This is a genomic window from Aminobacter niigataensis, from assembly GCF_014200015.1.
GTDB classification, from domain to species: domain Bacteria; phylum Pseudomonadota; class Alphaproteobacteria; order Rhizobiales; family Rhizobiaceae; genus Aminobacter; species Aminobacter niigataensis.
Genome location: NZ_JACHOT010000002.1, coordinates 226,024 through 251,279, shown reverse-complemented (window position 1 = coordinate 251,279; position 25,256 = coordinate 226,024). Strand labels below are relative to the sequence as shown.

28 protein-coding genes are annotated in these 25,256 nt (G+C 63.3%); 17 read left to right on the top strand and 11 right to left on the bottom strand.

Annotated features, from left to right (window positions below; genetic code table 11):
• The first annotated feature begins 47 nt into the window (after nt 1–47).
• The 4 genes from GGQ99_RS11000 to GGQ99_RS10985 all read left to right on the top strand — a co-directional run bounded on the left by GGQ99_RS11000 (nt 48) and on the right by GGQ99_RS10985 (nt 2,869).
• Nucleotides 48–470, top strand: a complete 423-nt coding sequence (locus GGQ99_RS11000; protein WP_183262570.1) for a hypothetical protein — start codon at nt 48–50, stop codon at nt 468–470.
• Between the two features lie 330 nt (nt 471–800).
• The gene (locus tag GGQ99_RS10995; RefSeq protein ID WP_343061712.1) at nt 801–1,610 is read left to right on the top strand and encodes a L,D-transpeptidase; all 810 of its coding nucleotides are present in this window, start codon (nt 801–803) and stop codon (nt 1,608–1,610) included.
• A 75-nt stretch (nt 1,611–1,685) separates the two neighbouring features.
• Complete coding sequence (locus GGQ99_RS10990) at nt 1,686–2,147, top strand: hypothetical protein (RefSeq protein ID WP_183262569.1); 462 nt, start codon at nt 1,686–1,688, stop codon at nt 2,145–2,147.
• Nucleotides 2,144–2,869 (top strand): ferric reductase-like transmembrane domain-containing protein, encoded by a 726-nt coding sequence (locus GGQ99_RS10985; RefSeq protein ID WP_183262568.1) that lies wholly within the window; start codon nt 2,144–2,146, stop codon nt 2,867–2,869. The genes GGQ99_RS10990 and GGQ99_RS10985 overlap by 4 nt, the downstream gene beginning before the upstream one ends.
• 35 nt (nt 2,870–2,904) lie before the next feature.
• On the opposite strand, the gene GGQ99_RS10980 is transcribed toward GGQ99_RS10985, so the two are convergent.
• Nucleotides 2,905–4,155: an ROK family protein gene (locus tag GGQ99_RS10980; protein WP_183262567.1), complete on the bottom strand. Its 1,251-nt coding sequence runs from the start codon at nt 4,153–4,155 to the stop codon at nt 2,905–2,907.
• Nucleotides 4,156–4,404: 249 nt separating this feature from the next.
• Here GGQ99_RS10980 and xylF point away from each other — a divergent pair, with 249 nt between their 5' ends.
• The 4 genes from xylF to GGQ99_RS10960 all read left to right on the top strand — a co-directional run bounded on the left by xylF (nt 4,405) and on the right by GGQ99_RS10960 (nt 9,463).
• Complete coding sequence (xylF, locus tag GGQ99_RS10975; RefSeq protein ID WP_108606674.1) at nt 4,405–5,445, top strand: D-xylose ABC transporter substrate-binding protein; 1,041 nt, start codon at nt 4,405–4,407, stop codon at nt 5,443–5,445.
• A gap of 139 nt (nt 5,446–5,584) precedes the next feature.
• On the top strand, nt 5,585–6,937 hold the full coding sequence (locus GGQ99_RS10970; protein WP_183262566.1) for a sugar ABC transporter permease: 1,353 nt from the start codon (nt 5,585–5,587) through the stop codon (nt 6,935–6,937).
• A 21-nt stretch (nt 6,938–6,958) separates the two neighbouring features.
• A complete protein-coding gene (locus GGQ99_RS10965) occupies nt 6,959–7,747 on the top strand; it encodes an ATP-binding cassette domain-containing protein (RefSeq protein WP_183262565.1) in 789 nt (262 codons plus the stop codon).
• A 114-nt stretch (nt 7,748–7,861) separates the two neighbouring features.
• Nucleotides 7,862–9,463 (top strand): CHASE domain-containing protein, encoded by a 1,602-nt coding sequence (locus GGQ99_RS10960; RefSeq protein WP_183262564.1) that lies wholly within the window; start codon nt 7,862–7,864, stop codon nt 9,461–9,463.
• 79 nt (nt 9,464–9,542) lie between these two features.
• Here GGQ99_RS10960 and GGQ99_RS10955 read toward each other — a convergent pair whose 3' ends face one another.
• The 5 genes from GGQ99_RS10955 to GGQ99_RS10935 all read right to left on the bottom strand — a co-directional run bounded on the left by GGQ99_RS10955 (nt 9,543) and on the right by GGQ99_RS10935 (nt 12,593).
• Complete coding sequence (locus GGQ99_RS10955) at nt 9,543–9,788, bottom strand: YMGG-like glycine zipper-containing protein (RefSeq protein ID WP_108606677.1); 246 nt, start codon at nt 9,786–9,788, stop codon at nt 9,543–9,545.
• Nucleotides 9,789–9,958: 170 nt separating this feature from the next.
• A complete protein-coding gene (locus GGQ99_RS10950) occupies nt 9,959–10,279 on the bottom strand; it encodes a hypothetical protein (RefSeq protein ID WP_183262563.1) in 321 nt (106 codons plus the stop codon).
• Nucleotides 10,280–10,373: 94 nt separating this feature from the next.
• Nucleotides 10,374–11,339, bottom strand: a complete 966-nt coding sequence (locus GGQ99_RS10945) for a sensor histidine kinase (RefSeq protein ID WP_425486798.1) — start codon at nt 11,337–11,339, stop codon at nt 10,374–10,376.
• A gap of 219 nt (nt 11,340–11,558) precedes the next feature.
• Entirely contained in the window at nt 11,559–11,723 is a 165-nt protein-coding gene (locus GGQ99_RS10940; RefSeq protein WP_108606680.1) for a DUF1328 domain-containing protein, read from the bottom strand.
• Nucleotides 11,724–11,798: 75 nt separating this feature from the next.
• A complete protein-coding gene (locus GGQ99_RS10935; protein ID WP_108606681.1) occupies nt 11,799–12,593 on the bottom strand; it encodes a response regulator in 795 nt (264 codons plus the stop codon).
• Nucleotides 12,594–12,794: 201 nt separating this feature from the next.
• Here GGQ99_RS10935 and GGQ99_RS10930 point away from each other — a divergent pair, with 201 nt between their 5' ends.
• Together GGQ99_RS10930 and GGQ99_RS10925 are read left to right on the top strand one after the other, a co-directional pair.
• Complete coding sequence (locus GGQ99_RS10930; protein WP_108606682.1) at nt 12,795–12,992, top strand: NepR family anti-sigma factor; 198 nt, start codon at nt 12,795–12,797, stop codon at nt 12,990–12,992.
• 6 nt (nt 12,993–12,998) lie between these two features.
• Nucleotides 12,999–13,547, top strand: coding sequence for an RNA polymerase sigma factor (locus GGQ99_RS10925; protein ID WP_108606683.1), 549 nt, complete (start codon nt 12,999–13,001; stop codon nt 13,545–13,547).
• Here the strand turns inward: GGQ99_RS10925 and GGQ99_RS10920 are convergent.
• The gene (locus GGQ99_RS10920; protein ID WP_183262561.1) at nt 13,533–13,916 is read right to left on the bottom strand and encodes a response regulator; all 384 of its coding nucleotides are present in this window, start codon (nt 13,914–13,916) and stop codon (nt 13,533–13,535) included. The two genes, GGQ99_RS10925 and GGQ99_RS10920, sit on opposite strands and share 15 nt — an antisense overlap.
• 133 nt (nt 13,917–14,049) lie before the next feature.
• On the opposite strand from GGQ99_RS10920, the gene GGQ99_RS10915 reads away from it, so the two are divergent.
• Entirely contained in the window at nt 14,050–14,811 is a 762-nt protein-coding gene (locus tag GGQ99_RS10915; protein WP_183262560.1) for a Crp/Fnr family transcriptional regulator, read from the top strand.
• Nucleotides 14,812–14,918: 107 nt separating this feature from the next.
• Here the strand turns inward: GGQ99_RS10915 and GGQ99_RS10910 are convergent, their stop codons facing one another.
• Entirely contained in the window at nt 14,919–15,986 is a 1,068-nt protein-coding gene (locus GGQ99_RS10910; RefSeq protein WP_183262559.1) for a linear amide C-N hydrolase, read from the bottom strand.
• A gap of 141 nt (nt 15,987–16,127) precedes the next feature.
• On the opposite strand from GGQ99_RS10910, the gene GGQ99_RS10905 reads away from it, so the two are divergent.
• Nucleotides 16,128–17,585, top strand: a complete 1,458-nt coding sequence (locus GGQ99_RS10905; RefSeq protein WP_343061711.1) for a metal-dependent hydrolase family protein — start codon at nt 16,128–16,130, stop codon at nt 17,583–17,585.
• Between the two features lie 15 nt (nt 17,586–17,600).
• The gene (locus GGQ99_RS10900) at nt 17,601–18,449 is read left to right on the top strand and encodes a hypothetical protein (protein ID WP_183262558.1); all 849 of its coding nucleotides are present in this window, start codon (nt 17,601–17,603) and stop codon (nt 18,447–18,449) included.
• A 120-nt stretch (nt 18,450–18,569) separates the two neighbouring features.
• Here GGQ99_RS10900 and GGQ99_RS10895 read toward each other — a convergent pair whose 3' ends face one another.
• Nucleotides 18,570–19,682, bottom strand: coding sequence for an AI-2E family transporter (locus GGQ99_RS10895; RefSeq protein ID WP_183262557.1), 1,113 nt, complete (start codon nt 19,680–19,682; stop codon nt 18,570–18,572).
• A gap of 121 nt (nt 19,683–19,803) precedes the next feature.
• Here GGQ99_RS10895 and GGQ99_RS10890 point away from each other — a divergent pair, with 121 nt between their 5' ends.
• Together GGQ99_RS10890 and GGQ99_RS10885 are read left to right on the top strand one after the other, a co-directional pair.
• Nucleotides 19,804–20,130: an ElaB/YgaM/YqjD family protein gene (locus GGQ99_RS10890; RefSeq protein WP_183262556.1), complete on the top strand. Its 327-nt coding sequence runs from the start codon at nt 19,804–19,806 to the stop codon at nt 20,128–20,130.
• 19 nt (nt 20,131–20,149) lie between these two features.
• Nucleotides 20,150–20,602, top strand: coding sequence for a hypothetical protein (locus tag GGQ99_RS10885; RefSeq protein ID WP_108606690.1), 453 nt, complete (start codon nt 20,150–20,152; stop codon nt 20,600–20,602).
• A 4-nt stretch (nt 20,603–20,606) separates the two neighbouring features.
• On the opposite strand, the gene GGQ99_RS10880 is transcribed toward GGQ99_RS10885, so the two are convergent.
• Nucleotides 20,607–22,010 carry a sensor histidine kinase gene (locus tag GGQ99_RS10880; protein WP_343061725.1) on the bottom strand — a complete coding sequence of 468 codons (1,404 nt, stop codon included), beginning with the start codon at nt 22,008–22,010 and terminating at the stop codon, nt 20,607–20,609.
• A gap of 153 nt (nt 22,011–22,163) precedes the next feature.
• Between GGQ99_RS10880 and GGQ99_RS10875 the strand changes: the two genes are divergently transcribed.
• Both GGQ99_RS10875 and GGQ99_RS10870 read left to right on the top strand, forming a co-directional pair.
• On the top strand, nt 22,164–22,334 hold the full coding sequence (locus tag GGQ99_RS10875; protein ID WP_183262554.1) for a hypothetical protein: 171 nt from the start codon (nt 22,164–22,166) through the stop codon (nt 22,332–22,334).
• 207 nt (nt 22,335–22,541) lie between these two features.
• Nucleotides 22,542–23,474, top strand: coding sequence for a PRC-barrel domain-containing protein (locus tag GGQ99_RS10870; protein WP_183262553.1), 933 nt, complete (start codon nt 22,542–22,544; stop codon nt 23,472–23,474).
• An 84-nt stretch (nt 23,475–23,558) separates the two neighbouring features.
• On the opposite strand, the gene GGQ99_RS10865 is transcribed toward GGQ99_RS10870, so the two are convergent.
• Nucleotides 23,559–25,115 carry a sulfatase-like hydrolase/transferase gene (locus tag GGQ99_RS10865; RefSeq protein WP_183262552.1) on the bottom strand — a complete coding sequence of 519 codons (1,557 nt, stop codon included), beginning with the start codon at nt 25,113–25,115 and terminating at the stop codon, nt 23,559–23,561.
• Between the last annotated feature and the right edge of the window lie 141 nt (nt 25,116–25,256).

The window sequence follows — 25,256 nt, the reverse complement described above, 5'->3', positions numbered from 1 at the left end:
ATGATCCATGTCGCTGATGGGTAACTTCTTCAGCAACGGTAGATTAAATGGCCTGCGATGACGGTTTCGTGATGTCATCGATACCAAAAATTGTCCATTTTCATGCTAGCTGGCGCCTTGTGCGCAACGTTGTCTCGGCCATTGTTCTGGTGCTGATCACCATGCTTTACGGGCTGCCCCTCGATCGGGCAGAGGCCGCAGGCACGAACATTGGCGCGCAGCCGGTGACAACCGGGCAGGCGGAAGTTATCGCCGCGCCCGATGGGTGCTTGCCTTCCCTGGATCGCTGCACCGGCGAGACGTCCGACGAGCACAGCACCAGCACACACTGCCTGGGCGACTGCCCTGCCTGGCAGGCCCATGACGAGCTTGCCGCACCGATCCACACGATGCTTCGCAAGCGGCTCCCAGATCCCATGCCGCGTCGCGTGGCGAGCGCATCGTTTCTTCGGCCTCCGATCGCTGCCTGATTTTTGACCGTTCGGCCCTCGCACCGGCGAGGCCGTCCGAAATCAGTTGCGATGAGGAGACGGACGATCTTCCCGAGAAACTCTTGCGCTTGGGCCAGGCCCGAGCGCGTCCGCCGTAGCGAAGCCGCCGGCTGGCATTCCCGCCAGCCCGCAAGGAGCCCGCGTGCTTTGCTCGCGGCAACAGCTAGATGACGTGCGCCCGCACGCACGAGCCGTCACCGGTCGGCGGATCGGTTCCGAGTGGCTGCATGCGCATGGTCAACGACCGGTCATCGACCTCCACGACCGAGTGTCGCCCGAAATACAGGAAATGGTGCCAGGAGACTGCCAATGACTAGGAACACTTTTGAAACGAACGCCGCGGGCGCCGCGTCGATGCCCGGAGGTGGCTCGGCATTGAGCCGCCGGCGTTTTCTCGCCGGCGTAGCCGGGCTGGGGACGCTTGCGGTGTCCGGCTGCGTCAGCACCCAACAAGCGACCGTGCCGGCCGCAAGTGCGCCGGTCAAGAAGGCGCCGCCGCCGGTCGTCGACAGCAATGCCCTTGCGATGTACGGCCCGCTGCCGAACGAGAAGTTCCCCATTGCCGCGATCGACCTGACCAAGGTGCCGAGCCGCTATTACCGGCGGCAGGTCGACTATGTCACCGAGGAACCGGTCGGAACGCTGGTCGTCGACACGGATAATTTCTACCTCTACCTCGTCCAGCCGGACGGCAAGGCCATGCGCTACGGCGTCGGGCTCGGCCGGGCTGGCTTCACCTGGGCGGGAAGGGGCCGCATCGGCTGGAAACAGGAATGGCCGAAATGGACGCCGCCCGACGAGATGATCGCGCGTCAACCAAATCTCGCCCAGTGGGGCGCCGACCGTGGCGGCATGCCGCCCGGCCTCGAAAACCCACTGGGAGCACGGGCCCTCTACGTTTTCCAAGGCAAGGTCGACACACTCTATCGCGTTCACGGAACGCCCGAGTACTGGACTATTGGCAAGGCGGTCTCGAGCGGCTGCGTTCGCCTGATGAACCAGGACATCATCGATCTGTACGAACGGGTGCCGAGCCAGTCGCCCATCCTGGTGCTGGGCGATCCGACCCAACCCCATTCGCATGAGGTCGCCGGCAGCAGCGCTTCGCAAGCCGGCTGATGTAGCGGTCACCCCAGCAGGTTCTCGCCGGCCGGCTTGCGAAGCGCCGTCCGGCCAATTTGGAGCAGACACGACATGAATGACCGCATCATCGGCTTGGCGCAGTCAGGGTCTTGGCATGGCGGCGCAGTTCTCAAGGGGATGGCCGTGGCCATCCTGAGCTTTGCCGCGCTGGGCACCGTTTCGGCGCTCTGGGACAATCCGCTGTTTGTCCGGATGACCCCCGTCGCGGGCTGGGAACTGCCCGTTTTGGTGGTCCTGTCGGCGCTCTCGGGGCTTTATGTCGCCGTGCGGCGACCCGTCTGTTCAGTGCGCCGCGCGGGCATCGGCGGCGTGGCCGGTTTCATCGGCATCGCCTGCCCGACGTGCAACAAGATCCTCATGCTTCTGTTCGGGGGCGAATTCCTGATGATGTGGTTCGACCCGATCCGCCCCGTGATTTCAGCGCTCGGCATTGCGTTCCTCACTGCTGCGTCATGGCACGAAATACGCGCTCGTCGAGTGGATGCCGCCATGCAACCGGAGTATCTGCAATGACCGATATCCCAAGCGATCGCGTCCGCGCCGGTCAGCCAGTCCCTTTATTGTGGCGCCGGACGCTGCTTCGTCATGTCGTGGTTGTCGGGCTTGCTGGCGCACTGGTCTATGCATTCGCCGTCGTTCACGGGCAGTGGAGCCCGATGCACCGGTGGAACCGTGCATTCGCGGACGCATCGCTGGCGCTTCTGGTGATCACCATGTCGATCGGGCCATTGTCGCGCCTGTGGCCCGCCTTGCTCCGGGTGGTGGCCTATCGGCGGGAGACCGGCATCTACGCGACCCTTCTGGCGGCCGTGCATACGATCATCATACTCGAAGGCTGGGTCGAGTGGGATTTCGCGCGGCTCTTCGGCTACGAAATGAACCCACAGACGGGTGAATATGTGATGTTCCAGCACGGCTTCGGTCTGGCCAACCTGACGGGGATTGCAGCCCTTGCCTATGCGCTCGTGCTCATGTCGACCTCGAACGACCGGTCAATCCGCATGCTCGGTTCTTCGGTCTGGAAGTTTCTGCAGAACGCCGCAACAGTGCTGTGGGGACTTGCCTTGCTGCACACGGCCTATTTCCTGTTCATGCACTTCCTGAGCTTCCATCGTCCGATGCCCGAGCCGAACCCGCTGCAGTGGCCTTTTGTGGCGGCCGTGCTGTCGGTGCTCCTGCTTAGAGCCGCGGCCTTCCGTTCGACCTGGAGCAAGAAAAGGAACAGTTCCAGGTGACCCCTCGTGCCAAAAGCCGCAGCGGACGGGCGCGGCTAGGCGACGTTCTTTCCTGCACTCGCAGGGGTGGCTCCGCCCAAACGGGCCGCGAATATCTCCTGATCGACATGGAGCAGGGCGCGCATCATTGCGCCCTCGCGCTTGAGCGGAACCTCGTTGGGCTCGGTATCGAACGAGATTGCCTTCGAGTGCAGCCCGCCGGCTGTCTTGGCGATCGCCGACAGCACATGCGGCTCCATCAGGTCGAAAGCCGTGGCGCCGACGCCGACGAAGGCGAGCGGCGCCGGGTCGAACAGCGCAAACATCGAGCCCAGGCCGAAGCCGATGGCTTCGCCGGCCTTGCGGAAAGCCTCGCGCTCGGGACCGTCATGGTCGCGGGCGGCATCGGCGAGCGCCGTGATGTCGTCGTCGGACAGGTCGGCCAGCGGCTCGGCATTCTCGTCGCCAAGCTTGGCGTTGCGCCAGATGGCGTAGTTGCCGGCATAGGCCTCGATGCAGCCGCGGCGGCCGCAGCGGCAGAGCGCGCCGTTGGGGCGGTGGATCATGTGGCCGAACTCGGCGCCGGAGGACTGCGTGCCGGTGAACAGTTCGCCCTTGATGACAAGACCCATGCCGATGCCGTGCGACAGAAGGATGGCGATGAAGTCGTCGCGGTAGCGCACGGGATCGCGCCAGCGCAGCGCCTCGGCGATCATGTTGCAGTCGTTCTCCACCGTCACCGGCACGCCGAACTCCTGTTCGAGCCGGTCGGCGAAAGGGATGTCATCGTGTCTCGTGATCGGCGACCACAGCAGCTTGCGCGAGCCGGAATCGGTGATGCCCTGGACCGCGATCGCAATGCGCAGCACCGGCCCTCCGGAGGTGGCGACCCCCTCGATCAGGCGCCGGATCATGGCGATGCATTCGTCGATCAAGGCTTCGGCCGGCATGCGTTGGGTCACCAGCCGCCTGGTGTCCTCGACGATGGTGTTGCCGGCATAGTCGATGATGGCGGCCGACAGGCTGTTGAGCGAAAGCACGACGGCAACGATCGATGCCGCCCTGGGCTCCAGCGTCAAGGCGACCTGCGGCCGGCCGCGCTTCATCGAGACCGGCTCGGAGCCCTTGGCTTCGGCGAGAATGCCCTCTGCGATGAGGTCGGACGATATCGTCGATATGGTGGAATGGCTGAGGCCGGTGGTGGCGGCAATCTCTGTGCGCGAAGGCTGGCTGGCGCGGCGAACTGCGGATATAACCATAGCTCGATTGCGTCGTCTCAGATCGTCGTGACGTATGCCGACCGACATGTGCTCGTCTTCCTCCCGGCGAAGCGCTGCCTTCTTAAGCGGCAGTCCCTATCGCGCCAAGCCATTGTGACAGAGCGGAGGGCAAATGTCTTTATTTATTTCGAGCTCCGAAAAAAATAGGGAAGCGTTGCGAAACCATGTTGACAGCGACAGGCGGTTGAGTCACTATTTTTTCGAGGCTCGAAAAAAAGAGCTTCTCCAAGGGCTATCGCGAAGAAGGCGCGCCCGTTGGGCGCAGGGAGGAAAATCATGAAAAAGTTTACCACCGCCATTCTGGCGGGCGTCGCCATGACTCTATCGCTTTCGGCTGTCGCCGAGGCGAAGGACAAGGTTGTCGGCGTGTCGTGGTCGAACTTCCAGGAAGAGCGCTGGAAGACCGACGAAGCCGCCATGAAGGCCGCCATCGAGGCCGCCGGTGACAAGTACATTTCGGCCGACGCGCAGTCGTCGCCGGCCAAGCAGCTGACCGACGTCGAAAGCCTGATCTCGCAGGGCGCCAATGCGCTGATCATCCTGGCACAGGACGCCAGCGCCATCGGTCCGGCCGTCGACAAGGCCGTCGCCGAGGGCATCCCGGTCGTCGGCTACGACCGCCTGATCGAGAACAAGGACGCCTTCTACCTGACCTTCGACAACAAGGAAGTCGGCCGCATGCAGGCCAAGGGCGTGTTCGCCGCCAAGCCTGAAGGCAACTACGTCTTCATCAAGGGCAGCGGTGCCGATCCGAACGCCGACTTCCTGTTCGCGGGCCAGATGGAAGTGCTCAAGGAAGCCGTCGACGCCGGCAAGATCAAGAATGTCGGCGAGGCCTATACCGACGGCTGGCTGCCCGCCAATGCCCAGAAGAACATGGAGCAGTTCCTGACCGCCAACGACAACAAGATCGACGCGGTCGTGGCTTCGAACGACGGCACCGCCGGTGGCGCGATCGCGGCCCTGCAGGCACAGGGCCTTGCCGGCTCGGTTCCGGTTTCGGGCCAGGACGGCGACCATGCCGCGCTCAACCGCATCGCGCTCGGCACCCAGACCGTGTCGGTGTGGAAGGATGCGCGCGAACTCGGCAAGAACGCGGCCGAGATCGCCTCGCAGCTCGCCGACGGCAAGAAGATGGAAGAGATCGCCAACGTCACCAAGTTCAAGACGCCCGGCGGCCTCGAGCTGAACTCGGTCTTCCTGACGCCGGTTCCGATCACCAAGGAAAACCTCAACGTCGTCATCGACGCCGGCTGGGTCGGCAAGGACGTGGTCTGCCAGGGCGTGGCGGCCGGTTCGGTCGCAGCCTGCAACTAAGATCGGCTTCATCCGATCGGTCAAACGCCGCGGCTTGCCGCGGCGTTTTTCAAAAGCGCCCGCTTCATGACATGGCGGATTGACCCTATCATGCGCACACCGGCTGCCGCTTAGACGGCCATCCGGTCGGGAGGTAACAATGACAGACACGACAACCAACGCGCCGGCCGACCGAGCGCGAACGACCGAGCTCACCCCAATCGGGCGTTTCCTCAAGGCAACCGAGATCGATACGCGCATGCTCGGCATGGTCGGCGCGCTGTTGCTGATCTGGATCGGACTGCAGGTGATTTCGAGCCTGCGCCTCGGCGTCAACCCATTTGAGTTCGACAGCCGCACCTTCCTGACCTTCCGTAACCTGTGGAACCTGTCGGTACAGGCTTCCGCCGTGGCTATCATGGCCACCGGCATGGTTTTGGTCATCGTCATGCGCAACATCGATCTGTCGGTCGGCTCGGCCGAAGGCCTGATCGGCATGGTGATGGGCTTCGCCCAGGTGCATTTCCTGGTCAGGACCGTCGGTCTCGAACTCGGCAATCCATGGATCTGGGCGCTGGCACTTGCCATCGGCATTGCGCTTGGCCTGGTGATCGGTGCGCTGCAGGGCTTCGTCATCGCCTATATGGAGGTTCCCGCCTTCATCGTGACGCTGGGCGGATTGCTGATCTGGCGCGGCGCGGCCTGGTGGGTCACCAGTGGCCAGACGATCGCGCCGCTCGATGCGACCTTCCAACTGATGGGCGGTGGTCCCCAGGGCGCCATCGGCGCGACATGGAGCTGGATCGTCGGTCTTGTCGCATGCCTGGCCGTGGTTCTCGCGCTGCTGAACGGTCGCCAGCAACGCAAGCGGTTCAAGTTCCCGCTGCGGCCGCTCTGGGCCGAGGCATTTCTTGGTGCCGTTACCTGCGGAGTGATCCTCGGTGCGATCTGGATTGCCAATTCTTATCCTTGGCCGATCGGCATCGTGCGCCGATACGCCGAGGCCAATGGCATCACGATCCCCGAAGGCGGGCTGTTCATCGCCCATGGCATTGCCATTCCCGTCCTGATCGCGGTGGCCGTGGGCATCGTCATGACCTTCGTCACCAACCGCACACGCTTCGGCCGCTATGTCTTCGCCATCGGCGGCAACCCCGAAGCCGCCAACCTCGCCGGCATCAACACGCGCTGGATCACCATGAAGGTGTTCATGATCATGGGCGTGCTGGCAGCGATCAGCGCGGCGGTTTCCAGTGCCCGCCTGAACTCTGCCACCAACTCGCTCGGCACGCTGGACGAGTTGCTGGTCATCGCCGCGGCGGTCATCGGCGGCACCTCGCTCGCCGGTGGGGCCGGCACAGTTGCGGGTGCCATGCTGGGCGCTCTGCTGATGCAGTCGCTGCAGTCGGGCATGGTGCTGCTCAACATCGACACGCCGCTGCAGAACATCGTCGTCGGCCTGGTGCTGGTCGTGGCCGTCTGGCTCGACACGCTCTACCGCAAGCGCGTCTAACGAAATCCGGGAGCCAAGATCATGGAACAGACCCGTATCCCGCTCGTCGACCTCAAGAACATCTCCATTGCCTTCGGCGGCATCCGCGCCGTCGACGATGCCTCGGTCGACCTCTATCCCGGTGAAGTGGTGGCGCTGCTCGGCCACAATGGCGCCGGCAAGTCGACGCTGATCAAGATCCTGTCGGGCGCCTACAAGCGTGACAGCGGCGCAATCTTCGTTCGTGGCGAGGAGGCGCAGATCTCCAACCCGCGCGACGCCAAGAAATATGGCATCGAGACGATCTACCAGACGCTGGCGCTGGCCGACAATGTCGACGCCGCCGCCAACCTGTTCCTCGGACGCGAGATCATGACCGCCTACGGCACGCTCGACGACGTCGCCATGGAGGCCGAGGCACGCAAGGTGATGGGCAGGCTCAACCCGCGCTTCCAGCGCTTCAAGGAGCCGGTGAGCAAGCTTTCCGGCGGCCAGCGACAGTCGGTGGCGATCGCGCGCGCCATCCTGTTCAATGCCCGCATCCTGATCATGGACGAGCCGACGGCAGCGCTCGGACCCCAGGAGACGGCGCAGGTCGGCGAACTGGTCAAGCAGCTCAAGGCCGACGGCATCGGCATCTTCCTGATCAGCCACGACATCCACGACGTGTTCGACCTCGCCGACCGCGTCTGCGTGATGAAGAACGGCCAGGTGGTGGGCACGGCACGTACCCAGGACGTGACCAAGGACGAGGTGCTCGGCATGATCATCCTCGGCAAGTGCCCGCCCGGCGCGATCCCCGGACCGGGAGCGATGCAGATCGCGGCCTGATCTGCCAACTTCCCGGCGGCGTATGACCCTGGCTAAAAGCGTGATCGCGAAAAGCAGTTCCCACTTTTCGCGATCATGCTTTAATGGTTGCAGGGTGACACGAGCCGGCCGGAATTGAGAAAGTACTTCCCCAGTCTGATCTTTGTTGGAGTCACGCTGGTTAGCCTGACCATGGCGGCGCTCGTCTATCTGGCAACCGTCGAGGCAGCCCGCATCAAGTTCCAGTCCGTGGCCGACGATGCGCTCAACCGCATCGAGGGCCGTGTCGAGTTCGACCTTGCCCTGTTGCACGCGACACAGGCGATGTTTGCCGCCCAGAAGGGCAAACTCTCGCGCGACGAGTTTCGAGACTACTTTGAATCGCTCGATGCAGAACGGAACTTCCCCAGCCTGCGAGGCATCGGCTTCGTCAGGTTCATCAACAGTGCCGACAGCGACGCAATCACGCGCGAGCTGAAGGACGGCTACGGCATCGACCGGGTGCCTTTCCCGCAAACCGAGCTGCAGTGGCGGACGCCGATCGTGCTGTTCGAGCCGATGAGCAAGGCCAGCCTCGATGCGATGGGTTTCGACATGGCGACCGATCCGCTGCGTCGGAGCGCAATCGAATCGGCAATGGCGGCGCAAGGCGAGCCACGGGCGACCGGACGTGTGCTGCTCGGCCAGGGTGACAACGCCAGGCAGCCTGGCATTCTGGTTTTCGCGCGCGTCGACCGGCCTGAAGGCGCGGGTGCGGCACCCGCCGGTTTGCTCTATGTCGCCTTCCGCTCTGCCGAATTGTTCCAGGCGGCGCTGGGCAAGGCTCCGCTGCTGCCGCTGGCGGTTGAAGTGTTCGACGGCACCAGGGATGACGACACGCTGTTGTTCCGCTCGCAAGCGCCGCCCGACGCCAGTTATGGCGACGATTTTTCGGTGACGCGCGAAGCCAATGTGGCCGGCCGCAAATGGACGATCAATTTCAGGCCGAGCACTGCTTTCGTGCCACCGTCGCCAAGCACGGCACCGTTGATGCTTGGTCTGTTCGGACTTGTGCTTGCAGGTTCCATCGCGCTTGTGGCCCGCTACCAGCAGCGTGCCTATGAGGCGGCGACGCTGCTTCATGAGGCGAGCGAGAAGAGCCTGCTGGAAAAGGACCTGATGCTTCAGGAAATGAAGCACCGCATCAAGAACTCGATTGCGCGGGTGCTGGCCATGGCGCGCCAGACGGCTTCAGGCGCGAAGGACATCGATGAGTTCTCGGCGTCCTTTTCAGCGCGCCTGCAGGCGATGGCTGCATCCCAGGACATGCTGACGCGCTCGCGCTGGCAGAAGGCCGATTTGGGCGAGTTGCTGCGCATCGAACTCGGCCAGGTGTTCGGCAAGGAATTACCCGAGGACATGATGAAGGGGGACCTGGTCGAACTGGACGAGACGACGACGCAGGCGCTGGGGCTGACTTTCCACGAGTTGGCGACCAACGCGCTGAAATATGGCGACGGCGACAATTCCGTCGGTGGGCTCAAGGTGGATTGGCGGCTGTCCGGCAAGGGCAAGGGGCGGCGGTTGCTGCTCAACTGGATGGAGCGTAACCAGAATGGCGTGACGAAACCCGAGAAGATCGGCTTCGGCACCAAGCTGATAGACATGAACATCACGCGCGAACTGGGCGGCAAGATCGAGCGGACCTATGCCGCGGACGGCCTTAGGGTCGAGATCGATATTCCCTACCGCGGCTGAGCGGCGGCTACGCTTGAGGCAATGAAAAAGCCCGGCGACGGGCAGAGCCGGCGCCGGGCGATTTGTTCGTGCCGCAGGCTCAGCGGCAGCGCGCGGTGTAGATCTGGCCGCGGCTATTGCGATACTCGCAGTAGCCGTTGCGCAGGTTGCGGACCAGAAGGCCCGACGCCGCGCCGACGGCGCCGCCGATGACCGCGCCCCTGCCGCCGCCGATCAGGGCGCCAGCGACTGCACCAACGCCCGTCCCGGTCACAACGTCACGTTCGGTGGTGGTGCAGCCGGAGATTGCAACGACGGCTGCAATCGCAAGAATAACTTTCTTCATTCAATCAGTCCTCTCACTTTAACATCGTCCCGTTCGACACTTAGCGCATCGCCTCGAAATGCGGAATCATTTTTCGAGGCAGTACGTAAATTCAATCAGTTAGGGTCAGCAGGCAGGCGCGCGGAATGGGGGCTGCGGCAACGGCCGCGAAAATCCGCGCTGCGATTCGGTCAATGAAGATACACTTCCCCCGGTTGCGCCGGCTCGGAAACGGCGACGACGCTGGAGACGGAAAGCGACGCGTCGAGCATTCCGTTCGGCAGCACGTTCCAGGTCAGCTGGTTGTATTCATCCTCAAGCGCGGGGTCGACTTCAAGGCATTTGGCGAGGATCCGGGGATGCTGCGGCGCGAGCATGCTCACGGCCTTGGGCAACGCGGCCTGGCAATCCTCGTAGACCTCGAACAGGGGCGTCGGTGCCGGAATCTCACGGCATCCGGACAGGTCCTGCGAGCAGGAAATAACCAACAGAAGTGCTGCGATGTGTTCCATGGCAAACCACCTTCGTCAAGAAACGAGGAGGTAGGGTCAAAAGTTCCGCCACTGCAGGTAGCTCGATCGATTGAAACCAACCGAGCGAGCCGCCTCACTCCAGTTCGAAATTGGCCTTGGGCATGACCAGCCGATATTCCAGCCTGTCGGGGCCGATCTCGAGTTCGGCAGTGCCGTTGAGCGCGGCGGGGACGACCCGCTCTAGCGCTACGCTGCCGAAGCGCTTCTTGCGCGACTCGCTGTCTGGAACCGGGCCTATCGCCTCGGTCCAGCGAACGGTCATGTGCACCTCGCCGTCAGCATCCGGAGCTGCAACGGCGGTTACCTCGACATAGCCGCCGTTGTGGGCAAGCGCGCCGTAACTCGCCGAGTTGACGGCCAACTCATGCACGGCGAGGCCGATGTGCAAGGCAGCGTTGGGATTGAGGTAGGGGTCGTCGCCGGAGATCCGCACAGCTTGACCGGTGTCAATGCTGTAGCGCCCGACCTGGCCGATCACCAGCTCGCGGAAGCCGGCGCCGCGCCAGTTGGACGACGTGACCAGATCCTGCGATGAGGCAATGGACTGGAGCCGGCCGCGAAAGCGCTCGAGAAAGCCGTCGACGGAAGTCGAATAGTGGCCGGTCTGGCTGGCGATGCTCTGAATGATGGCGAGCAGGTTCTTGGAGCGGTGACTGACCTCGCGCAAGAGCGCCTTGAGTGTCTGCTCGCGCAGTTTCTGCTCGGTGGTCTCGATGACCGTGACGACCACGCCCTGAACCTGGCCCCGGGCCGAGCGGTCGGCGTCGATGCAGATTTCGAACCAGCGCATGCCGGAAGATTTGTCGGCCAGGCTGATCTCGAGGCCGCCGGAACTGCCGGTGGCGATGGCGTTCTTCTTGGCCGCGACCAACCGGTCGGCCTGTTGCGCCGGAAGCAGGTTGTGGTCGCTTCCGTGCCCCCCGATGACTTCCTCCCATGGCGGCTGGAGGTTGTGTGACCAGACAGTCCGCAGCTTGCGGTCCTGGTACAGAACGGCGATGCCGGCATTGCGGGAGGCATGGAAGAAGGCGGCGTCCAACCTGGAACTTTTTCCCATCGATGGAGAGGGATTGGCCATAGACGAGCCGCCTTCACGGGTTTTTCAGCTTGCGGTGACGACGCGATGCGCACACTCCGATGCTGCTGAAACGGTACCGCCGGGCAGCGCTTCAAGAAGGAGCGCTACCCGGCGGCGCTGGATTCCGACTGAGGGGGCCGGCTTCCAGTTTGGGATTGGTGCTTCATCTTGCCGAGGCGATCATGCGCGCCTGAACAGGCCCGCGATGAGCGAGATCACCAGGAAGGCGAGGAAGACGAAGAACAGGATCTGCGCGATGCCGGCCGAAGTTCCGGCGATGCCGCCGAAGCCAAGGGCGCCGGCGATGATCGCAACGACAAGGAATACGAGCGCCCAATAGAGCATGATCTATCTCCTTCAAATGATAGATGAAAAACGTTCCGCCCCAAGGTTGGTTCCCTGGGGCGGTGCTAAAAAGGGCTATGCCGCAGCCTTTGCCTGCCTGTCAAAGAACAATGCCTGGCTAATCAGCGCCTTGACCATTTCGGGGTTGAAGGGCTTGGTGACGAGGAACGCCGGCTCAGGACGCTCGCCGGTCAGCAGGCGCTCGGGGAAGGCGGTGATGAAGATGACAGGCAACGGCCTTGCAGCCAGCATCTCGTTGACGGCCTCGATGCCGGAACTGCCGTCGGCGAGCTGGATGTCGGCGAGGATCATCTGCGGCCGTGTCCGCTTGAACAGCGCTGCAGCCTCTGCATGCGTACGTGCCGTTCCGACGACACGATGGCCGAGGCTTTCCACCATCTCCTCGATGTCCATGGCAATCAGCGGTTCGTCCTCGATGATCAGGATGTCGGTTGCGACCTGACGCGAAATCTCGCCGCTCGCCTCCTGCAGCAACCGGGCGAATTCTTCCTGGTCGGTGTCGAGCACCTCGGCCGCCTCGATGTCGTTGAAACCTTCGACGGCGACAAGAAGGAAGGCCTGGCGTGGGCGCGGGGCGATTGCGGACAGATTGGCCGCGGCACGCTTTTCCCAGGCCAGGGGCGACGATTCCTGCGGTACCCGGATCGATACCGAGGTGAAGAGACGCGCAAAGACCTTGTAGAGCGCGATGCGGTCGTTGGAGGCGGAGGGGAACACGTCAATGTCGTCGATGAGCGCTTCGAGCATCGCGGCCACCAATGCGTCCCCACTTCCCTGGGAGCCCGACACGGCGCGTGAGAAGCGGCGGAGATAGGGCAGGTGTGGAGCAATTCTAGTGGATAGGGTCATATTCGACGTTTCCCTCATGTGACGCTGTCATATCTTCGTGGAAGCGTGCCACAACGCGTTGCCTGTGCAAAAGTTCCTCTTACGTGGAACCTATCCGCATTTGGGGAGTTGGGTGCAAAATTCGGGAAACCGGACAAGGTTGTTGCGCGCCGTCAGTATCGGGAGCGGGACGTCTGACGGTGTAAAAGGGCAAGCAAGCATATGACTAGGCAGAGCAGTGGCGCCAGCAGCGCCGGGCCGATTCGTCGCCGCGATGGCGAACCTCTTGGGGCCAACTCCGAAATCGGCAGAAAACTCAAACAATATTATGATGAACTGGTGTCCGACGACGTGCCGGATCGTTTCGCGCAGTTGCTCAGCCAGCTGGAAGAAGCTGAACCCGCACAGCAGAAGGACTGACCAGGCATGGCAGCATCCCTTGGTTTCAAAGGCGACTTGCTCGCGGCGATCCCTGGCCTGCGGGCCTTTGCCATGTCGCTGTCGCAGAACGCCGACAGGGCGGACGACCTTGTCCAGGAAACGCTGGTCAAGGCGTGGGACAAGCAGTCGAGCTTCCAGCCCGGCACCAATCTGAAGGCCTGGCTGTTCACCATCCTGCGCAACGAGTTTTATTCGCAGATGCGCAAGCGCGGACGCGAGGTGCAAGACAGCGACGGCCTCCTGACGGCGCGGCTCGCGGTGCATCCGAGCCAGCCCGGACGGCTCGACCTCGACGATTTCCGCAAGGCGCTGGAGCAGCTTCCCGAAGACCAGCGCGAAGCGATCATCCTGATTGGCGCGTCGGGCTTCTCCTATGAGGAGGCGGCGGAAATCTGCGGTTGCGCCGTGGGCACGATCAAGAGCCGCGTCAGCCGCGCCCGCAACAGGCTGCAGGAGATCCTCGATATCTCGGGCGAAGCCGACTACGGGCCGGACGCGATCGCCGCCCAGGTCATGGGGTCAACCGTCAGCTGAACTCGCGAGCTTGCGGACGCTCGCGACGACGGCCTCGACGAGGTCTTCGCCCGAGTAGGGCTTGCTCACCAACCGGACACCCGGGAAGCCGGCAAAGAGTTCGTCCAGCTGGTCGTATCCCGATGCGAAGACGAAGGGCACGCCGGCCGCCTCGATGCTGCGCGCGAAGTCGAGCGTCGGCTCGCCGTCGAGCATGACGTCGATGATGGCGACATCATAAGGCTCTGCGGCCTGCTGGGCTTCGCGCAAGTTGGCGGCGAGGATGACGTCCTCGGCGCCGTGGTCACGGCAAAGCTGGTCGACATCGAGCGCGATCAGCGCCTCGTCTTCAAGCACAAGAATACGCAGTCCTGAAAGCGGGGCTGGCACGTCGCGGACACTCCAAGGAATCGAAGCCGAACATGGCGTTTGTCGAGGCCGCTGTCATTTAAAAAAGACATGGATGGAGCAGTCTGGAACCTTTGTCACATCGCGGCGTTGGCGAGCACAATCAGGAGTTTGCATGACAGCGCGGAGCGACTCAACCGACATGACGCGGCAGGTTCCGTGCGAAAGCTGTCCATTGCGGCAGATGCCGGTATTCAGGGAATTCGAGAGGTCGGAACTGGCCTTTGTCAGCAGCTTCAAGCGCGGCGAACTGGCCGCCGACAAGGGTGCGACGCTGCTGTCGGAAGGCAGCAACAGCGCGCACCTTTACACGGTGCTGTCTGGCTGGGGCTTTCGCTACAAGCTGCTCGAGGACGGGCGGCGACAGATACTGAACTATGTTCTGCCGGGCGACATGATCGGTCTTCAGGGCAGCCTGATGGGCGAGATGCAGCATTCGGTCGAAGCACTTTCGCCGATGCTACTGTGCATGTTCGAGCGCGACCGGCTGATGGAGCTCTATCGCGACTATCCCGGCCTTGCCTACGACATCACCTGGATCGCCGCGCGCGAGGAGCGCATGCTCGACGAGAACCTTTTGAGCATCGGGCGCCGCTCGGCGCTTGAGCGCGCGGCCTATCTCCTTGCTTTCATCGCCAGCCGGGCACGCAAGGTCGGCATGAACGGCACCAGGAAGGTCGAGATCCCGATCACGCAACAGCATGTCGCCGACACGCTCGGCCTCTCCTTGGTCCACACCAACAAGACGATCCGCAAGCTGATCGACCGCAAGCTTGTTCAATGGCGCGACGGCGGATGCACCGTGCTCGACATCGACGGGCTGATGGCGCTTGCCGACTGGCACGGCCTCGACGAAAGCGTCCGCCCGCTGCTCTAGGGACTGCGGACCAATTCGCCGCGCCCATGTGTCTTCGACGGCCCGGTCAACGGTGCCGCCGTCCAAGGCGTCTTATGCCGGTATAGGCATAAGACGCATCCTTTGGCTCAAAGCCCAAGGAACTCGAAAGGTGCGGTTTCCTTGAACTGATCGTTGGCCATGCCCGAGTAGATATGCGTCTGATTGGGGCCGAGGTCGAGTTTCATCACCTTGCCGGTCTGCTCGGTGAAATCAACCTTGGTCAGGTCGACCCAGAAGACATTTGGGGTCAGCGCCGACTCGAAGAAATAGAGCTTGCGCTTATGGTCGGACACGGTGCGCCAGCGCGTCGAAGAGATGTTGGGCTGATCCGGTGTGGTGATGCCAAAAGGAACCGATACGTTGCGGATCACGCTGAAGGCGCTTGCGATCGCTTCGACGGGGTCTTCGCTCTTCGGGATCGCGTTCACATAGAAGGAAGCGCGCGTGAAACGGTCGGAGGCGCGGTTCGTACCGGGCAGCATGACCGTGCCGCCGATCTGCTTCCAGTATTCGTTCAGCGCAAGCTGCTTGTCGAAGACCGGGGAGTTGGTCATCACCTGATAATCGCGGCTGTGGTGAATGACCTGCTTGCCGTCGATATATTCGATGATGGCACTGTCGCCCTTGGCATCCGAGAGCGAGAGATGCAGGGTCGCAAGCCTCTCTTCGCCAGGAACGCTATCCGTGACGACGGTGAAGGGCTCCTTGGCAAGCGTATCGACCGCTTCCTGCACGGTCGCAAAATTGTCGAGTACATATTGCGCCCACGCCGCTATCGTCAGGCCAGGCTTCTTGCCGTCGTATTCTGGGTAGGAGGATTCCACCAGCCATAGCACATTGGCGACCAGGCCAGCCTCGTTCATGCCATCCGTTGTCGAGATGTCGTAGCCCGTTGCGATGACGCTACCATGTTTCGACGTCCACTGGACCGAGTTCGGCCCGGCCTCTCCGGATCGCTTCATGCCACGCGGGAACACCCACAAATTGGTGCCGACATCGAGCTTCCAGTCCATGGAACGCGCTGTGATAACTTCGTCGTTTGCACCATGATAGACGAAGCGCGTGCAAGCTTCGGCCGCCGGTACAACCAGCATGGTCGTTGCCATGAGCGCAGCCGTGCAGACAGCGGCGAATGAACGATTTTTCAAAATCATGGCTTCTCTTGTCCTCAATTTCCGGTCGACTGGTCGACTACTATCAGCCCGGTCGCTTTTTGGAAGCCAGGCGAGTTGATGAGTTGATTGATCTTCGCCGGATTGGCATAGAAGGGGTGCAAGCGTGAGAGGGGACTAATCTTGTTGTTTCGCTTTGGTCCTAGATACCAGCACCTGACCCATGGCAAGGGCTGCGCCTGCCACAGCCCGCAAGCGCAGCAGCTGCTTGCACGCCTCGATACGGGGCTGTCGCGCCGCGCGGTGCTGAAGGGGGTCGCAGCAAGTCTTGCCGCCCCTGTCCTTGGCATCGTCAGCCCTGCCTTCGCCCAGACTGCGACAAAGCCGATCTTGCTGACGGACGTGAATATTTTCGACGGCACGAACGGCAAGCTCGTCGAAGGCCAGGGCGTGCTGATCGAAGGCAACCTCATCAAGGCCCTGGTCGCTTCGGCGGAAACGGTCGCCGATGCCGACGTGATCGACTGCGGCGGATGCACGTTGATGCCGGGCATGATCGACGCGCATTGGCATTCGATCCTTGCGGGCATCTCCCAGATCGTGGCCATGACCGCAGACATCGCCTACGTCCATCTCGTCGCCGCACAAGAGGCCGAGCGCACCGTGCTGCGTGGCTTCACCACGGTGCGGGATGTCGGCGGGCCGTCCTTTGCGCTCAAGCGCGCCATCGACGAAGGGCGCATCGCGGGACCACGCATCTATCCTTCCGGCGCCATGATCTCGCAGACGTCCGGGCACGGCGATTTTCGCATGCGTACCGATTTGCCGCGTACGTCGCAGAGCGATCTCAGCACGGCGGAGCAAGCAGGCATCTCGGCGATCGCCGATGGTGAGGCGGAAGTGCTTCGCCGGGTGCGCGAGCAGCTCATGCTCGGGGCCAGCCAGATCAAGATCATGGGCGGTGGCGGAGTGGCCTCTTCCTACGATCCGGTCGATGCGCTGCAATACTCAGAGGCCGAGATGAAGGCGGCAGTGGGCGCAGCGGCGGATTGGGGCACATATGTCTGTATCCATGCCTATACGGCTGCCGCCGTGCAGCGGGCGCTTGCCTGCGGGGTCAAATCGATCGAGCACGGCCAGCTGGCCGACGACGAGACGGTCAAGCGCATGGCTGATGCCGGCGCGTGGTGGAGCATCCAGCCCTTCCTAGCCGACGAGGACGCCAACACCTACGCCTCGGCGGAACAGCGGGCGCAACAGCAGCAGATCGCCGAAGGCACAGCCAGGGCGGTCGAACTGGGGCGCAAGCACGGGGTCAACATGGCACTCGGCACCGACATATTGTTCAACCCGAAGGGCACCGCGACGCAAGGGCGGCAACTCGCCAAATTTGCCCGGTGGTACGACAATGCGGACGTATTGCGCCTTCTGACCAGCGGCAATGCCGAACTTGCGGCTCTTTCGGGCCCACGCAATCCCTATCCGGCAAAGCTCGGCCGCATCGAGGCCGGAGCCTACGCGGACATTCTCGTCGTCGACGGCAATCCGCTCGAGGACATCTCGTTGATCGCAGATCCGGACCGGACGATGAAGCTCGTCATGAAGGATGGGCGCATCCACAAGAACACGCTTTCAGCCTGACAGAGGAGAGAGACCTTGAACCGGTTTGCCATCATCGTTGCCCTGTCCCTCTGTGGCTCGCAGGCTACTTACGCCGCCGACACCGTCCTCGGCCTTCCGGAAGAGCCGGCACCTGACGTGACGGAGCGCCCGCTCCGGGCGCTGCAGATCACGCCTTACATGTGGGCCGCCGGCCTTGACGGGAGCATCTCGCCCTTCCAACGCGGTCCGACGATGCACGTGGAAAAATCGTTCTCCGACGTCATGGACGATCTCAATTTCGGCGGCTTCGTCAATGTGTGGGGACGCTATGACCGCTTCGTCTTCTCGGGCGACGTGATGTATGTCGACACGTCGGACGGCCATGGCACCGGGCCGCTGCCTGCGATGCAGATTCCGGGCCTGGGCGTTGCGATCCCGCCGGGTGCCAGCGTCGATGCCAAGGTCGACAGCAAGCAGTTCATGGCCACGCTGCAGGGCGGCTATCGCGTCATCGACACGCCGCAATTCACCCTCGACGCGCTCGGTGGCATACGCTTCTGGCACATTTCAAACGACGTCACGGTTACTGCAAGCCACGCCCTCATTGGCAGCCGCTCCGCCAGCCATGGAGAAAGCTTCGGCTGGGTGGATCCAGTGGTGGGGCTGCGGGCATTCCTTCCCGTGACGGACAAGCTGTCTCTTCAGGCACAGGCCGACATCGGCGGCTTTGGTGCAGGCTCCGAGTTTACCTGGTCAGTGCTTGGAACGGCCAACTACATCGTCACCGATCGCTTTTCGGTTTCGGCAGGGTACAAGGTGCTCGATGTCGACTATGAGCGGGGCGGCCATGTCTACGACACGCGCCTAAGCGGTCCGGTTCTGGGCACAACGTGGCGCTTCTAAGTCTTTCATGGGCTTAGATCGGGCCAGCAACAACCACTGCGAAAAGCCACGAACGACTGCGTCGGCATCTTGCCGACGTCGTCGCCGCCATAAGTTCATCCGAAGGCCTGGACCAAACATCTAGCGTCCGTACTGGCGGTCCAGATCGTCGACGCCCCAGTTCACGCCCGGCAGCACGTTGCGGATGATGGCGTAGCCGACGAGCAGCGCCGGTATGGCGATGAAGCCGCCAATGGCGCCCCATAACCAGATCCAGAACGCCAGGGCCAACAGCACGACGAAGGGATTGAGCGTCATCGTTCGGCCGATGACCATCGGGGTGACGAACTGGCCCTCGATGGTGTTGACGCCGAGATAGAGCGCGACCGGCAGCAGGCTAGCGCCGATGGTGTCGAACTCGGTCAGGCCGACGGCGAACAGGATGACCACCATGACCAAAGGGCCGACGAACGGAACGAAATTGGTGACGATCGCCAGCGCGCCCCAGAGCGGCGCCGAGGGCACGCCGAGAAGGTAGAGCCCAATCCCGACGGTAAGGCCTTCGGCGAAGTTGATGACGGTGATCGACAGCAGATATTGCGAGACGAGCTGTTCAACGTCGCGGAAGATATGGGCGACGCGCCAGCGCAGGCGACGGTTGAAGCAGATGCGGAGGATCGCTGTGCGCGTCTGGTAGCGCGTTGCGACAAAGAAATAGAGACTGGCGAAAAACAGCAGCACCTGGGCGATGACGGCAGGGGCGAGCGTTGCCATCGTCTCGACCCCCATGCCTTCGTCGACGGAAACCGACACGCCTTCGCCGCCGGTCACCTGGCGCAGCTGCTCGCGCATGCTCTTGAAGGTTTCGAGCGGCCCCTGCAATTCGGACAGCTGCGTGGCAAGCTGGGCCCATATCTGCGGCAGGCGCTGGAGCCAGAAACTGAGCGGCGACGCGACCAGAAGCGCAAAGACACCGACGGCAATGATGAAGAGCAGTACGACAGCGGCCGCGGACAGCGCCGGAGGGATGCCGAAACGCTCGAGCCGGGAGGCAAGCGGGCCCAGCATCAGGCCGATGACGACGCCGAGGCCGATGGGGGTGAGGATGAACTCGCCGGCGTGAAGCGCGAACACGGTGGCGATGATGCCGATGAAAATTATCGACACCTGCGAGCCGCGCACCAGCAAGAGTTCGAAATTCGATTTTGGCGGCAGGCGAACGGTCGGTGCCTTCTTCATGGTGCGGTTCGACATCGACGGTTTCCAGCTGAATGAGACTGGCAAAACGTCCGGCGGTCGGCGATGGTTCCTGTGGCGATGGGAACCGACAGGCGCACAGGGCGTTTCGACCCCATCGAACGCAAGGAGTATCGACATGGCGACAGCTGCAGGAAAGCCCGGCAACGGCACCAAGACGCCCCCGGACCTCGAGGCCGACATCAAACAATTGAAGGCCGACATCGAAGCGCTCGCCAAGCAGTTGGCGGCGACCGGCGAGCACGGTTATGGCGCCGCGCGACGGGCGGCGGCACAAGGTGCGGACCAGTTGAAGGCGCAAAGCGACGCTGCCGTCGAGGCCTTGCGCGCCAACGCCAGGGACATCGAAGAACAGTTCATGGCGACCGTGCGCGAAAAGCCGGTGACGTCGTTGGCCATCGCCGCTGGCGTCGGCTTCCTCATCGCGCTGCTGGCGCGGCGCTAGTCGGTTGGCCGGGGGACACATGCTGGCATCGCTGATTGCGGGTTTCGCCACCGGCGAGACGACACTTGCCCTGCGGCGAACCCGCAGGGCAGCGGTGGCCTACCTCGCCGCCGGGCTGGCCGCATTGTGCGGAGTGGGCTTCCTTGTCGGGGCCGCCTTCGTCTGGGCGGCACGACGGTTTGGCCACATCGAGGCGGCTCTGGGCTTCGGCCTCGGCTTATTGGTGCTCGCCGGACTGATCCTTCTCATCCACAAGCTCGCCGCGGGAGCACGCGCCCGCGCAGACCGGAAGCGTCGGCGTACTGACATCGCCGCGCTCGGCACGACGGCTGCCGTGGCCCTGTTGCCGACATTGCTGCGCAGCAAGGGCGGCATAGGTGCGGTGCTGGGGCCGGTCGTGGCGCTGGCCGCCTATGCGATCTATCGCGAGAACAGAAAGTCCGACGACGGTGACGGGCCGGCCGGCGAATGAATGCCTATGCGGTGCTTTCGGCAGGTTCGCCGAACGGCATGGAAATCTCCGCCCGCACGCCTTCGGGGTGAAATTCGTGCCGGACCTCGCTCGAAATCACCTTGGCCAGGCTGCGCCTGATGAGGATTGAACCGAAGCCGTGATGTTGGGGCGGGCTGACCTCCGGTCCGCCGCTTTCCATCCATTCCAGGTTCAGGCGTTTTGCGCCTTTTCCGCCCTTGATGGTCCATGACAGGGAAACCTTGCCGCGCGGTACCGACAGCGCACCGTATTTCAGTGCGTTGCTGGCAAGTTCGTGGAGGATGAGGGCAAAGCCCAGCGCCTGGTCGGGCGTCAGCAGCGCATCCTGGCCGACAATCGAAATTCGAGGCGCATCGGTGTCGTCGAACGGGCTGAGTTCCAGCCTGGCGAGATCGCGGATGCCGATGCCGCGCCACTCATATTCCGACAGAAGCCCGTGGGCGAGGCCAAGGGCCCGAAGGCGCTGGCTGAAGGCGTCGAGGAATTCGCGCGGCTCGCGCGCATAGCGCACCGTCTGGCTGGCGAGCGCCTGCACCGTCGCCAGCGTGTTCTTGACCCGATGGTTGATCTCGCGCAGCAGCAGGCGCTGGCGCTCCTCGGCGTGGCGGCGTTCGGTGATGTCGTAGTTGACGCCAAACACCAGTGTCGGCCGGCCTTCGGCGTCGCGCTCGACGACGCGGCCGCGGGCCGCCAGCCAGCGTGGCGGATGGGTACCCTTGATGCGGTATTCGCCAGAATAGTCGTCGCTGCCTTCGAGCGCTTCGCGGAACATCTTGCGCGTCTTGTCGATGTCGCGCCGGTCGATGGCAACGACGATGTCGCGCGCCCGCATTCTTGTGGCCGGGGGCATGTTGAAGAGCTCGGGCAGGAGCGTATCGCATTCGACGACGCCGGTGCGCGGATCCCAGACCCAGCTTGCCAGCGCTGCCGCTTCCAGCGCCACGGCACGGCGGGTTTCGGCATGCACCAGGGCGGCCTCGGCCCGTGCGCCGGCCAGGGAGCTGTCGCGGAGCATGATCAGGCTTGCTGCGAGCGAGGCGAGCGCCTCCAACTGCCGGAGCTGTGCCGGGTCGGGCGCCGGACGCTGCTCGCGGTCGAGCACCACGAGCGATCCGACCTCACGGCCAGGCACGACGATCGGCACGGCGAGGTGGAAGGCAAAGGCGGCTGCCGGCGAACCGGGCTCGGTGGCAATGGCTGTGGCCGCTTGGTCGGCGTCGATGCCGAAATGCGAGTGGATGGACAGCACGCCGGCCTGATCGGCGAGAGCAAGCACGGCTGCGGGCGCGTGAAGGAGCGCTGCGGCAAGGCTCGTCAGCCGGTCGAAATCCGCGTCGCCCGGCGCCTCGAAGCCAACGCCCGCGTCGCCTTGGGTGTTTTCGACCACATCAGCTTCGATGCTTTTGTTGTCCTGCACGACCGCCCCCTCGCCAGCACGGAACCTAAACGGGTGAGGCCTGCTTGAAAAGCCTTGGCCTTAGCCCGGGAACAATGCCGGGAGACTGCCGTTAGCCCTATCCAACCAGAAGGGAGAACAGCGATGACCAAGATCATTCCGGCGCAGAAGGCGCGACAGGGAACGCGCGGCCGTCATGTGCTTCTGGTGCTCCTGGCGGGCTTGTTTCTCGCTTTCGCGGCTTGGGGCGGTGCGGAATTCTATGGCGAGATGATCGATCAAGACGCCAGCCAGACGACCGCCACGCCGGGCTAAGTAGAAGTCCGTAAAAGACGATTTGGATTTGCTCGCCTGCTGCGAGCGACCATTCCAGAACCCGGCAGAGGTTGAAATCAGCGGGGCGAAATTCGGAACCATGGCGGGGTCACGACGTTGTGAACCCGTAGAGGCCGCGCCGGACCCTTCCCGCAAAAGACTGATCCAGGCGCGGCATGCATGAAACACGCACGAGGAGACTTTACCATGATCCGCAATCTTTTGGCCACGACTGCTATTGCAGCACTGCTTGCCACCGGCGCTTACGCCCAGGACACCACGGCTCCTGCGCCGGCTCCCGCGGCTCCGACAGAGGCAGCTCCGGCAACCCCTGAGGTGATCCCGCATGCCGACGGCTTCCTCGCCACCAATATCATTGGCGAGAACGTCTACAACAGCACGGCTGAAGACGCCGAGACCATCGGCGACGTCAATGACATCGTGCTTGCCGCCGACGGCACGGCCGACCAGTTGATCATCGGCGTCGGCGGGTTCCTTGGCATCGGCGAAAAGAACGTCGCCCTGCCGTACAAGGAATTCGACTGGGCCGAGAAAAACGGCGATCGCTGGCTGGTGATGGCGACGACCAAGGAACAGCTGCAGGCGCTGCCCGACTTCGACCGTCGCGGCTATGAGCCTGCCCCGGCACCCGTAGCGGCGACCGATCCGGCGGCCCCGGCGACCGACCAGACGGCCCAGGCACCGGTTGCGCCGGCCGACCAGAGTGCAGAAGCGCCGGCCCCGGCTACGCCTGACGCGGCCACCACCGACGAGACCAAGACCGCGGCAATTGACAAGTCGACGCTCAAGGAACTGCCGAGCGCTGATCTGCGTGCCGAAGAGCTGATGGGCACCACCGTCTATGGCGCCGACGATGCCAATATCGGCGAGATCGGCGATATCCTGATGACGGCGGACGGCAAGATCGACGCTTATGTCATCGATGTCGGCGGCTTCCTCGGCATGGGCGAAAAGAAGGTGGCGGTCGGCAGCGACAACCTTGCCTTCATGGTCGACGCCGATGGCAAGAAGTATCTCTACACCAGCTTCAACAAGGAGCAGCTCGAGGCCCAGCCGGCCTATGACGCCAGCAGCTGGGCTGCTAAGCGTGACGAGCAGCGCCTGATCATCACCCAGTAGATGCGGCGGACCAAGTACCGCGCGACAGCCGTTGCGTGGTACCGGAGCCAGAAAGCCCGCGCTTCGGCGCGGGTTTTCTGCGTTTCAGGGGAGCCGGGCAAAGTGGCCCTTGGGCCCGCCGTCCGTCAGTTCGGACAGGGCGAGCGACTGGTCGAGATGCCTCGCGCGCCAAGCGAGCAGCCGTTCGGCGAACTCGAGCCGGACCGACAGCCATCCGGGGTCGCCGGCCAGGTTGTGCAATTCGCCGGGGTCGTTGGCGAGGTCGTAGAGCAGCGGCGGCAGGCCACCGCCGAAATGCACGTACTTGACCGCTTCCGTGCGGATGACAGCGAGATTGAGGGCTCGCGAGCCGAGGCCGAAATGCGCCTCGGTCGTGCCTTCGGCGACGGAGCGGAAGTCGTATTCCCAATAGGCCGCGTCTCGCCAAACCTCTGGTTCATTACGGTCGAGGAAAGTCTTCAACGACTGGCCGTCGAGATGCGGCAAGGGCTCGCCGCCGATCAGGTCGAGCAGCGTCGGCATGATGTCGACGGCACTGGTGAAATGGTCGACCTGGGTGCCCGCCGCCGCATCGTGGCCGGGCGCCTTGACGACGAGCGGAAGGTGATAGCTGCCGTCGAACCAGCCGCCCTTGCCGAGCATGAAATGGTCACCCATCATCTCGGCATGGTCGGAGGTGAGGATGACGATGGTGTCGTCCCAGTCACCCTTCTCCCGGATGCCCTGCCAGATGCGGCCGAGCTGGGAATCGACCTCCGAGATCATGCTGTAATAGAGCGCGCGGATCTCGCGGAACTCATCCTCGTTCCAGTCGCCGACGAGGCCAGGAGCGCCGGGGATGAAGCTCGACTTCTTCTGGTGATGGGCGAGATGGTAGGCGAGGAAGGGATGGCTTGCGCCCTCGTCCTGCACGCTTGACGCGCGCTGATAGGCCGGCCCCTCGGCCGGATCGTACATGGTGTTGAACGGCTCCGGCACGATGAAGGGCGGATGCGGGCTGAGGAACGAGACATGGGCGAACCAGGGCTCGCCTTCGTCCTGTTCGGACAGCCAGCGCAGGAATTCGCCGGCCAGGAAGGCGGCAGGTGTCTCGTCCTTCGAATAGACCGGAATCGCGTTGCTGACTTCAGGGGCATCGGCATCCGCCGGGCGATGGATGTCGGGGAAGCCGGCGCTGGAATCGATGCCGCGCGCGGCGAGCCAGGATAGCCACGCCTTCTGGTGCTCGGGCAGAAGCTGCCTGGTGGTGAAGCCGGGCAACACGCCTTCATAGGTGCGCAGGAACGGATCGCCGGGCGCGCGGGTGCGCGGGTCGGGCGAGACGTCGGTGTAGCCGAACAGGGTCGGGTCGTAGCCGACGCGGCGGGCGGCACGGGCAATGTTGTCGTGGCGGTCGTCCAGCGGCGTGCCATTGCGGCAGACGCGGTTGTTCATCTGGTAGAGGCCGGTGTAGAGGCAGGCGCGCGCCGGCGAACATGGCGCGGTGCCGGCATAATGGCGCTTGAACAGCACGCCCTCGCGGGCGAGCGCATCGGCATTGGGCGTTTTCACCACGGGATGGCCGACCGCCGACAGGCTGTCGCCGCGCCACTGGTCGCAGGTGATAAGCAGAATGTTTTTTCGTCGGCCGGTGTTTGCCACGCTGGTCCCCAAAGTTCGCAAATCGCGGCCAAGGAAGCGGGATTCACCGGTTCGTGCAAGCGCCTTTGTGCAGGCACGGACCATGCCACAAAGTGTGAACGAGACTGCTTCTATTGTTCACAAAACGAACACAGACCATTC

Coding starts and splice junctions, on each gene's coding strand:
- GGQ99_RS10930 (WP_108606682.1), top strand. CDS start 12,795: ATGACTAGGCAGAGCAGTGGCGCCAGCAGCGCCGGGCCGATTCGTCGC.
- GGQ99_RS10875 (WP_183262554.1), top strand. CDS start 22,164: ATGACCAAGATCATTCCGGCGCAGAAGGCGCGACAGGGAACGCGCGGC.
- GGQ99_RS10995 (WP_343061712.1), top strand. CDS start 801: ATGACTAGGAACACTTTTGAAACGAACGCCGCGGGCGCCGCGTCGATG.
- GGQ99_RS11000 (WP_183262570.1), top strand. CDS start 48: ATGGCCTGCGATGACGGTTTCGTGATGTCATCGATACCAAAAATTGTC.
- GGQ99_RS10985 (WP_183262568.1), top strand. CDS start 2,144: ATGACCGATATCCCAAGCGATCGCGTCCGCGCCGGTCAGCCAGTCCCT.
- GGQ99_RS10955 (WP_108606677.1), bottom strand. CDS start 9,788: ATGAAGAAAGTTATTCTTGCGATTGCAGCCGTCGTTGCAATCTCCGGC.
- GGQ99_RS10980 (WP_183262567.1), bottom strand. CDS start 4,155: ATGTCGGTCGGCATACGTCACGACGATCTGAGACGACGCAATCGAGCT.
- GGQ99_RS10910 (WP_183262559.1), bottom strand. CDS start 15,986: ATGATTTTGAAAAATCGTTCATTCGCCGCTGTCTGCACGGCTGCGCTC.
- GGQ99_RS10895 (WP_183262557.1), bottom strand. CDS start 19,682: ATGTCGAACCGCACCATGAAGAAGGCACCGACCGTTCGCCTGCCGCCA.
- GGQ99_RS10915 (WP_183262560.1), top strand. CDS start 14,050: ATGACAGCGCGGAGCGACTCAACCGACATGACGCGGCAGGTTCCGTGC.
- GGQ99_RS10925 (WP_108606683.1), top strand. CDS start 12,999: ATGGCAGCATCCCTTGGTTTCAAAGGCGACTTGCTCGCGGCGATCCCT.
- GGQ99_RS10950 (WP_183262563.1), bottom strand. CDS start 10,279: ATGGAACACATCGCAGCACTTCTGTTGGTTATTTCCTGCTCGCAGGAC.
- GGQ99_RS10970 (WP_183262566.1), top strand. CDS start 5,585: ATGACAGACACGACAACCAACGCGCCGGCCGACCGAGCGCGAACGACC.
- GGQ99_RS10870 (WP_183262553.1), top strand. CDS start 22,542: ATGATCCGCAATCTTTTGGCCACGACTGCTATTGCAGCACTGCTTGCC.
- GGQ99_RS10890 (WP_183262556.1), top strand. CDS start 19,804: ATGGCGACAGCTGCAGGAAAGCCCGGCAACGGCACCAAGACGCCCCCG.
- GGQ99_RS10965 (WP_183262565.1), top strand. CDS start 6,959: ATGGAACAGACCCGTATCCCGCTCGTCGACCTCAAGAACATCTCCATT.
- GGQ99_RS10990 (WP_183262569.1), top strand. CDS start 1,686: ATGAATGACCGCATCATCGGCTTGGCGCAGTCAGGGTCTTGGCATGGC.
- GGQ99_RS10885 (WP_108606690.1), top strand. CDS start 20,150: ATGCTGGCATCGCTGATTGCGGGTTTCGCCACCGGCGAGACGACACTT.
- GGQ99_RS10935 (WP_108606681.1), bottom strand. CDS start 12,593: ATGACCCTATCCACTAGAATTGCTCCACACCTGCCCTATCTCCGCCGC.
- xylF (WP_108606674.1), top strand. CDS start 4,405: ATGAAAAAGTTTACCACCGCCATTCTGGCGGGCGTCGCCATGACTCTA.
- GGQ99_RS10940 (WP_108606680.1), bottom strand. CDS start 11,723: ATGCTCTATTGGGCGCTCGTATTCCTTGTCGTTGCGATCATCGCCGGC.